This window comes from Bacillus sp. 220_BSPC, assembly GCF_001054655.1.
Classification (GTDB): Bacteria; Bacillota; Bacilli; order Bacillales; family DSM-1321; genus Peribacillus; species Peribacillus frigoritolerans.
The window spans coordinates 1-6,957 of the sequence record NZ_JVPL01000174.1; the positions used below are offsets into that span (position 1 = coordinate 1).

8 protein-coding genes and 2 pseudogenes are annotated in these 6,957 nt (G+C 34.6%); 9 read left to right on the plus strand and 1 reads right to left on the minus strand.

Features of this window, described 5'->3' with window-relative positions:
• Positions 1–79 precede the first annotated feature (79 nt).
• The 4 genes and pseudogenes from vanY (at position 80) to ADA55_RS11705 (ending at position 3,438) form a co-directional block, all read left to right on the plus strand.
• Positions 80–943 (plus strand): VanY-A/VanY-F/VanY-M family D-Ala-D-Ala carboxypeptidase, encoded by an 864-nt coding sequence (gene vanY, locus ADA55_RS11695; protein ID WP_048683866.1) that lies wholly within the window; start codon positions 80–82, stop codon positions 941–943.
• A gap of 54 nt (positions 944–997) precedes the next feature.
• Positions 998–1,381: pseudogene (locus ADA55_RS28450) on the plus strand (VanZ family protein); the annotation flags it as partial.
• A 567-nt stretch (positions 1,382–1,948) separates the two neighbouring features.
• A complete protein-coding gene (locus ADA55_RS11700; protein ID WP_373689795.1) occupies positions 1,949–2,815 on the plus strand; it encodes a YitT family protein in 867 nt (288 codons plus the stop codon).
• Positions 2,816–2,913: 98 nt separating this feature from the next.
• The gene (locus ADA55_RS11705; RefSeq protein ID WP_048683869.1) at positions 2,914–3,438 is read left to right on the plus strand and encodes a CBO0543 family protein; all 525 of its coding nucleotides are present in this window, start codon (positions 2,914–2,916) and stop codon (positions 3,436–3,438) included.
• A gap of 280 nt (positions 3,439–3,718) precedes the next feature.
• Here the strand turns inward: ADA55_RS11705 and ADA55_RS29330 are convergent, their stop codons facing one another.
• On the minus strand, positions 3,719–3,886 hold the full coding sequence (locus ADA55_RS29330; protein WP_153246120.1) for a hypothetical protein: 168 nt from the start codon (positions 3,884–3,886) through the stop codon (positions 3,719–3,721).
• Positions 3,887–4,974: 1,088 nt separating this feature from the next.
• Between ADA55_RS29330 and ADA55_RS11710 the strand changes: the two genes are divergently transcribed.
• The 5 genes and pseudogenes from ADA55_RS11710 to ADA55_RS30480 all read left to right on the plus strand — a co-directional run.
• Positions 4,975–5,301, plus strand: a complete 327-nt coding sequence (locus ADA55_RS11710; protein WP_048882912.1) for a hypothetical protein — start codon at positions 4,975–4,977, stop codon at positions 5,299–5,301.
• Between the two features lie 99 nt (positions 5,302–5,400).
• Positions 5,401–5,472 carry a peptidoglycan-binding domain-containing protein gene (locus tag ADA55_RS31375; protein ID WP_323599531.1) on the plus strand — a complete coding sequence of 24 codons (72 nt, stop codon included), beginning with the start codon at positions 5,401–5,403 and terminating at the stop codon, positions 5,470–5,472.
• Positions 5,454–5,660, plus strand: a complete 207-nt coding sequence (locus ADA55_RS11715) for a hypothetical protein (RefSeq protein ID WP_142398546.1) — start codon at positions 5,454–5,456, stop codon at positions 5,658–5,660. The genes ADA55_RS31375 and ADA55_RS11715 overlap by 19 nt, the downstream gene beginning before the upstream one ends.
• 102 nt (positions 5,661–5,762) lie before the next feature.
• On the plus strand, positions 5,763–6,182 hold the full coding sequence (locus ADA55_RS11720) for a hypothetical protein (RefSeq protein WP_048683880.1): 420 nt from the start codon (positions 5,763–5,765) through the stop codon (positions 6,180–6,182).
• 572 nt (positions 6,183–6,754) lie between these two features.
• Positions 6,755–6,957: pseudogene (locus ADA55_RS30480) on the plus strand (integrase); the annotation flags it as partial.

The following is a 6,957-nucleotide window of genomic DNA, read 5'->3' on the forward strand; positions in this document are numbered from 1 at the left end:
AATTTAATGTTTACCCCACTTTTTATTTTAAAAGTTTTTCCTATCCTATATACAAGTTACATCAAGGAGGAGACTAAAAATGAAAAAGTGGGGATTTTTATTGGTTTTTGCATTATTTCTAGTTTTTATTTTTAAGATATTACCGATATCCCAAGATAAAGTAGAGGATCAACTTTATGAACAAAATGACAATACAGCTATTGAAAATTCTCAAAAGATTGAGATTACAGAAGAGCAGATCCATCAAGGGAATCTGCTTTTGGTTAACAGTGAATATGCTGTTCAACAAGCTGGCATAAAATCGGATATCATAAATTTATTTACACACAAAGAATTAAATACCGGATACCAGTTGCTTAATAATGAAATAAAATTATCAGAGGAAATAGCTGAAAAGTTTTCGGAGATGATAGCTGCGGCTGAAGAGGATGGGGTTAGTAATTTCTTAATTAACAGTGGTTATCGAGACTTTGATGAGCAAAACAAACTGTACAAGGAGATGGGCGCTGACTATGCTTTGCCAGCCGGGCATAGCGAACACAATTTAGGATTAGCACTCGATGTAGGGTCTACTCAAATGAAGATGAAAGAAGCACCTGAAGGAGAGTGGATAGAAGAAAATGCTTGGAAAAACGGCTTTATCTTACGCTATCCCGCGAATAAAACGGATATTACAGGAATTCAATATGAACCATGGCATATTCGCTATGTCGGCTTGCCTCACAGTGCGATCATGCAGGGAATGAATTTAGCTTTAGAAGAATATTTGGATTATTTAAAAGAAGAAAAGAGCATTTCTATTAGTGTTGAAGGGAAAAAATATACAATTTCATATTATCCCATTTCTCAAAACATGACAATTGAAGTTGAAGTACCAGCGAATGAACAGTATGAAATATCTGGTAATAATATTGATGGAGTGATTGTGACCACATTGAATTAGGTTTAAAAATGATAAAGTAATAGGTTTCAATGTAAAGTAGGAGACGTATTCTATCTGCTTACACTTACAGTTTTTTATACTTATTTTTGTACTATTATTTTTTGTATTGTGTCTCGAATTGTATTTTTTATTAAAGGCGCAAAAGGATTTATCTATTAAGCATTTTCTATGGGTGTATGTTTTTCTTTTTCTACCTTTCACTGGAAATCAATTCACTACCATTTTCTTCTGAGGGTATTACCACATATATTTTGAACCTTATTCTATTTATACCGTTAGATTTTTTATTGCCAACTATTTGGCCGCAGTTTAGAACAATTAAAAATACTGCAGTGATGGGTTCTTTTTTTCATTGGCTATTGAGCTAAGTAATTGCAAAATCATAGGATTACGGATATTAATGATTTACTTATGAACACCCTAGGGGCGATTATTGGACGTTAGCAGGTGGGGATTTTGGTTCACTCTCATCCCGTTTTAATATAATTGGCGGAATCATACTAAACCTTGTCAATGCAAGGATATACATATCTGCTACTAAGTACACATTCAGAAGAATTGCCATTATCAATGTTATTTTAGAGACAGGTTCAGCTCTGTATTGTAACCAAACTGCAAAATCAGGTACAGGAGCTATTTCAGGATGTTACGCTTCAGCATATGTGAGTCCTAACAATGCTTTGTCAGTTTTAGGGGTTCATCTGATTGGTTAGTGGATTTATCAGGTAACTTCGCTACAGCACCCAACGATTGTGCAGATGGCTCTACTTTTAGAGGGAATGGAATATTCAGAATTAGAAAAGCTGGTGCTTGGGTAACGATGTGAAAACCAATAACAACAATCAAACGCTAACAAGAATATCGGTTTTTATTTTGGCTAAAGTGGGAAGATGGAACAAAATTAGAACTTCTATATTCAAAGTTATTTTTCATGATTTGATATTAGGATATAATAGTAATAAATGAATAATAAAAGGTGTGATTTTTCTGACGGAAGTTTTAGCAATTAAAAAGCAGCATAAAAAGTTACCTCCTTTGGTAATTGCCCAACGGATCATTCTTATTACAATCGGTGCTTTGCTTATGGCCACTGGATTGGAAATCTTTTTAATTCCCAACCATGTAATTGATGGTGGTATTACAGGCATTTCAATTATGCTCTCTCACATTACCGGTATAAAACTGGGAATCTTTCTTTTTCTATTAAACCTACCATTTGTATATTTGGGATATAAACAGTTTGGAAAAACTTTTGCTATATCTACTATATATGGAATTATTATGCTTTCCATTTTTGCGACATATTTTCATCCTATCCCACCCTTCACTGAAGATATCCTTCTTGCTACAATTTTTGGCGGAATTTTTTTAGGTATAGGTGTAGGAATAGTAATTCGTAACGGTGGTGCTCTTGATGGTACAGAAATACTCTCAATTGTAATAAGTAAAAAAGTGCCTTTTTCTGTTGGCGAAATAGTTATGTTCATCAATCTATTCATACTTGGTTCTGCCGGATTCGTTTACACATGGGATAGAGCCATGTATTCAATTTTAGCTTATGTAATAGCTGCTAAAGCCATTGACATTGTTATTACTGGAATGGAAGAAACAAAGTCAGTGTGGATAATTAGCGATGAAGCAAGAGAGATAGGTGATGCAATCAATAGCCGATTAGGACGGGGTGTAACATATTTACATGGTGAGGGTGCTTTTACTGGAGAAGACAAGAAGGTTATTTTCTGTGTAATTACCAGACTTGAAGAATCCAAGTTAACTACAATTGTTGAAGAGATCGACCCTTCATCTTTCTTAGCAATGGCAAATATCGCGGAAGTACGTGGGGGAAGGTTCAAAAAGAGAGATATTCATTAATATTAACCACACAGGAAGCGCTCATAACTTGAATGCTCTTTTGCATACTTTTTTAACAAGATGGGAATAATTTGTAGTAAAAAACATTGGAGAAGAATATGCACTTTGTATTTATTGCTCTTTTTTTATTAGCAGGGATTAAATGGGGCAATTGGAGGAGATGGAGGGATTATTATCCGACCATCTTATTCTTTATTATCGGTGATCTTCTATATAGTTTTTTACTCTATTATCATCAACTGTGGGCTTATCAAGAAATATTTTTTGGTGTACACATCCTGAGAAATGACCTAATTATTTCGCTGATTATTATGTTTTTGGCGTATCCTTCAACAATTATGATATACCTTGGTCGTTTCCCTCAATCGAAACGGAAACAGTCATTTTGGATTGCCTTTTGGGTTCTTCTGTATTCGTCAATCGAATTAATTAACCTTAAGTATTTAGACTTGATAAACCATTACAATGGTTGGAATATTTGGTGGTCTGTGTTGTTTAATATCGCTATGTTTTCAATACTTCGAATACATTTTAAAAAACCTTTATTAGCTTGGGGGGTATCTATAGTATGGATTTTAATTTTATGGAATGTGTTAAATATACCGATTGGGAAAATTAAATAAAAAGTGTTTTGGAACCATTAAGTCTGAAATTTTATTATTAACAAAATTTAAGTCGTCCCAAAAGGGTGGCTTTTTATTATGTAATGAAAGGGGTGGAAAACATAAGAAAAACTAGACATCCACTTTAACCAAGTGATGTCTTATTCTTTTTTAGAATGTAATACATAGAAAAGGCACTTAACCTAATTGGTCGAGTGCTTTTTGTGTCTTTTTTAATACTTCTTTATTTTTATTAATGAAAACTTTATTTCTTAATATCATTTCTTTATTATTAAGCTCATTATTTAGTTCGGTAGTATTGTTCAGTTTCTCTAGAAGTGAGATTATTTGATGGCATTGCTAATAATTCATGGAAAGCTATGTTTGTTTTAATAGATAAGATTTTTAGCTCAGTAAGTTGACGAGGAGATAAAAAAGACTCAAATGGTTGCCTTTCATTTATTTCCATGATTGTATCCTCCATATGATGTGAATTATTACATTGTGATTTAATTATAAAATAGATAAGTTTAATAAATGTACTAATCATGTAAAGATTTGATGAATAATGCCCTACTGGCGAAGTTAACAATCTTAAACAGGCACTTATTGGAATTTCTTCAGATGATTTAAAAGAAATTGAAAGCGCAACAGAATCATTAGAGAAGGAAATACTTAAACAAGACGATTTTATTCAAATAAACGATCTATCAGCGTCAGCTATAGGTAGACATTCTCCACCGCCTTCAGGATTCGAAAAGGCTTTAAAACTTGTATTTGGGGCTGTAGTTGGGATGACTGTTGCTACTTTAATAGTTCAAGACTTGTATAAATTAGGAGCTTATTCTGCTTTCCACAAATGGGGTAAAAAGAAGCCTAAAGTTAAAAAGGCTTGTAAAGCACTAGTATACTGGTAAAATATCCGAAACTAAGGGGGAAACACATTATTTGACATACCTGACTTTTCGAGAATAAAAATGCTGAAATTATCGTTACATTCTTTGTTTTTATGCATTTTATTAAGCTTAGTTTGTTTTTATCAACGATGTTTTTTCAATTATCGTTGATAAAAGAATTAATTTAAATTTATTTTTTATTCCAATAATCATGGTCTTTTGGGTTTTGATAGCAGTTAAAAAACCAACATACCAAAAATGATTTCTGGATAGGAGTCTGGGGACAATGCTCAGGCTTTTTTATTTGTCTAAATAAGGGAGTGTTAACCGTGAATCATTTCATGCATGATATGATCCGTATGGCAGAAGGCTAGAGACTAATTGAGTATTGGACATTAAGGGAGAATGATTTAATGGTAAAAATGTTAAGGTAAACAAGTCTGTGTACATTCCGAGTATTGAAGCAGAAACAATCTTCGATATGGGTGAACGCGGATTGGGGAATATTAACCAAGTATGAATATGTCGGTATGATTTCTTTGTAACTTGAGCTACTCAAGTTACGGTCACATAAAAAATGGATAATCGAAAATGAAATAGCGAAGAACGGAAAAGTTATATTTCAAACTGATGCAGTAATCAATATCAAATTAAAAATAAAATGAAAACGGTAAAACAATTCACTGGCTTCGCATGGGTTGGAGATTGGAAAGGTTTCTGCTATGCACCGCATTTTGAAATGACAGGTGGATTAACAGTAAAGGATTTACAAAATGGTCGACCTGTATTTAAGGACGTACCAGTAAAATCTGGACTTACTAAGCAAGCCGTCGGAGAAATTGATTCGCATTGGGGACTACATACTACTGATGCTATGAGAAGATTTCAGAGTGTATATCTTCCGAGAGAAGTCGATGGCGTGTATGGTTCAAACAGCCGAGCTGCATTGTTAAAACAATTAATAAATAATAATTATATGGCAATATAGCAAGGAACAATTAAATTATTATACTGCCCCCCAAAGTGATTCGCGGTCGGCGTTAAGCCTGACGGTATCTACGGTAAAGCGACGACGGCAGCGGTCAAAGTGTATCAGAAACGTAAGAAGCTTTCGGCTGACGGAATAGTTGGCGCGAAGACTTGGGCGGTGATGTTCTGATGATGACGATTATCAAGCGGATTAAATTCCAGTATCTCTTTTCCTTCGGACTGCTGATCGTTTTGTCGGCGGCCTTATTTGTGTTTTACGGCGATGAGCAGACGCGGAACCTTATTATCGGAGCGCTTGTGATGAACTTCGGACAGATCACGGGTTCATTCTTTCCGAAGAAACACGAAGATATATAACGATTAACGAAATAAATGCGGAAGCCTATGGAAAAATGAACCCTTTCGTAGGCGGATGCGTATATATAATTATATGACAAAATTAAGAGGGACGGTGCTTTTATGGGATTTTGGAGACAGGTTATTAAACCTCGGATTCAAGTCAGCGTATTGGCAGGCGGTCACGTATTAACTGATGGTGTCGAAGGTAATGAAAGCGTTAACAGAATGACTATAATGAGGTGGGGGCAGCCAGGTGAGGTCAAGGTTACAACTGCATTTGGACAAAAACACTTCAAACTTTCCAGGATTGAGTGGGAACATGGTGAAAGTAGAAACGTCGGGAAATCTACAAACAGCTCGATTCTAAGTACTGCTCTTGTAGGTTCAGTCGGTGCAATCACTGATATAGCAGTCCGAGCAATGAAAAAAGAAACTTCAAACGCTTACCTTTATTTATTCGACGAAGAAGGCGAGGAGTACAAAACCCTTATTCAGTGCACAAAGGAGCAATTTACTGAAATATCGCGCATAATTAGCTAACCTCGGCCACTAGGTCGGGGTTTTTCCAATAATCTACTTAGTTCGCTCTCCCTGCGCCATGTTAAACTTATAGACGAGGTGAATTACGTTGTTCATATCGCCAATGCTATTACACAAATCCGATGATCCGTTCGACTCCTCCGATTACTTAACTGTTATAGGTATAAAATTAGTTGGTCGAAATTAATTAGTGCTTGTGCCTTGCAGGTTATTTTATATTTCGCCCATATCATCGTGGTCAAAATTATTATTTTTCTATCTGCAGACACACTTTTCACCGACATATATGTTCGCTATGAAATCCATTTGAGTTATTTCAGACGTTAAGTGAAAATAAAGTTTTTTAATTTACAAAAAAGTCGTTTAAAACATAATAAAGTTTTTTAAAAACGTCAGTCATGTTATTCCATTAAAGGGTGCGTTAGATGAAGATCGGTGCTGTCTTATGGCAGCTTTTTCTTCTTTAACTAACAGGTGTTATTGTTTAATAAAAAAATCTACTAATCTAGTATAATAGTTCTTCTTTTGTCTATACTGTCTATTAATAGGGTATAGATGGGAGAGAAACAGGTATGATCTTAACTGAGGTATGGAGTTTATATAAGGCAGATAAGCAAATCCAAGGTTATTCTTCACAAACATTAAAGGCCTATAACGTCCAATTTAACTTGTTAGTGAATAGTTTTGGAAATATATCTATTCAAGAACTTTCAACTAATTCTCTAAAAGTTTATCTGGGAAAAGCAGCTGAAAAGCTTAAGCCATCCAGTCTGGG